Raw genomic sequence first — 1,926 nt, forward strand, 5'->3', positions numbered from 1 at the left:
CCCCTCGCGGAAGACGCCGGAACTCTGGCTGCACGAGATAAAATTCGACGGCTACCGCACCATGGCGCATGTGGTGGACGGCGAGGTGCGGCTGATCACCCGCGGCGGCATCGACTGGACGAAACGCTATGGCGATCTCCCTCAGGCCTTTTCGCGGCTGCCGGTCGGCCAGGCGATCATCGACGGCGAGATCATGGTTCTCGACGATAAAGGCATCTCCCGTTTCGCGCTGCTGCAGGATGCGCTGGCCGAAGGCGCCGGCTCGAAGCTGCATTTCTACGCCTTCGACCTGCTCCATCTTGACGGCTGGGACCTGCGCAAGGCGCCGCTCAAGAAGCGCAAGGCCCTGCTTGCCGAACTGCTCGCTGGCCAGGCTGCGAATTCCGCCATCCAGTACAGCGACCATGTCGAGGGCGACGGGCAAGGCCTGTACGACCAGGCTTCGGAGCTCGGGCTGGAAGGAGTCGTCTCCAAGCGCGCCGACGCCATCTACCAGAGCGGCCGCACCAAGAGCTGGACCAAGGTGAAGGCGCAAAAGACGGACGATTTCGTCATCGCCGGCTATACCGTGTCCGACCAGGCGGAAGGGCTTGCGGCGCTCGGCATGGCCGAGTTCGAGAATGGCGAGCTGCACTATCGCGGCAAGGTCGGCACTGGCTTCGACAGCGACATGGCGCGGGATCTGCTCGCCCGGCTGGAGCGGCTGACGGCCGGCGCCAGCCCGCCCGAAGGCGTGCCGCGCGAGATCATGCGCGAGATGCATTGGGCGAAGCCGCTGCTGTCGGCCCGCATCCGCCATTCGCACCGCACCGGCGACAACGCGATCCGCCACGGCGTCTTTCGCGGCCTGCGCGATGTTGGCGGGCTGACCACGCCGGTGGCGGTCAAGCGCAAGCGGCTGATCGCCGAATCCGACCTTGCCACCATCTGGGTGACCAATCCGGAGCGGCGGCTGTTCGGCAAGACCGGGCCGACCAAGCTCGACATCGCCGTCTATTACGCGCTGGTCGGCGATTTCATGCTGCCGCATATCATCGGCCGACCGGTATCGCTGGTGCGCTGCCCGACCGGCAGGCCGCAGGACTGCTTCTTCCAGCGCCACGCCTTCACGGGCATGCCGCCTTCGGTGGCGGTGTTCGAGTCGACCAATTCGGAGGGCGAGACCAAGACCTATCTCTCGGTCGAGGACGCCAAGGGCTATCTGGCGCTGGCGCAATTCGGCGTCGTCGAATTCCACACCTGGGGCACGCACCGGACAAAACTCGACAAGCCCGACCAGATCGTCTTCGACCTCGACCCCGGTGAGGGGATTTCATGGCGCGAGGTGGTGGAGGCCGCCGTCCACATCAAAGGCGGGCTGGAGAGCCTCGGGCTGGTGCCCTTCGCCAAGACCTCGGGCGGCAAGGGCATCCACATCACGGTGCCGGTGACGCGCAAGCAGAACTGGAAGAAACTGCACCAGGCATCGAGCGCGATTTCGACTTTGCTGGCGGCAAGCGCGCCCGACACCTTCACCACGACGATGGGCAAGGAAAACCGCAAGAAGCGTATCTTCATCGACTTCCACCGCAACGCCCGCGGCCATACCTCCGCCGCGCCCTATTCGCTGCGCGCCCGCACCAACCTGCCGGCCTCGACCCCGGTGAGCTGGACCGACCTCGAAGCGATCGACGCCCCGGAGGATCTGAATTACGCCTCACTGCCGGGGTTGCTCGAGACGTCGGGCGATCCATGGGCGGAGATTGATGAGGCTGCGCGGGATCTGCCGGCGGTGGAGAAGGAGCGGTAGCCTCTCGGCGTCGTCATGTATGGACGGCCCCTCTTAGGCAAGAGGCAATTAGCAGATACGGCGCAAGTCTGGAGCGGTCATGTATTCGGCCTTTGATGCGGTCGATTTGATGACCGCTGGCCCGCAGGGGTTACGCG

At 65.3% G+C, this 1,926-nt stretch carries 1 protein-coding gene; it reads left to right on the top strand.

All coding sequences use genetic code 11. The features are described from left to right. Nucleotides 1–1,789 (top strand): DNA ligase D (gene ligD, locus EOD07_RS32745; RefSeq protein ID WP_127238183.1); only part of this gene is annotated, 1,789 nt, incomplete at its 5' end. Nucleotides 1,790–1,926: the final 137 nt, after the last annotated feature.

Source organism: Mesorhizobium sp. M2C.T.Ca.TU.002.02.1.1 (assembly GCF_003997225.1).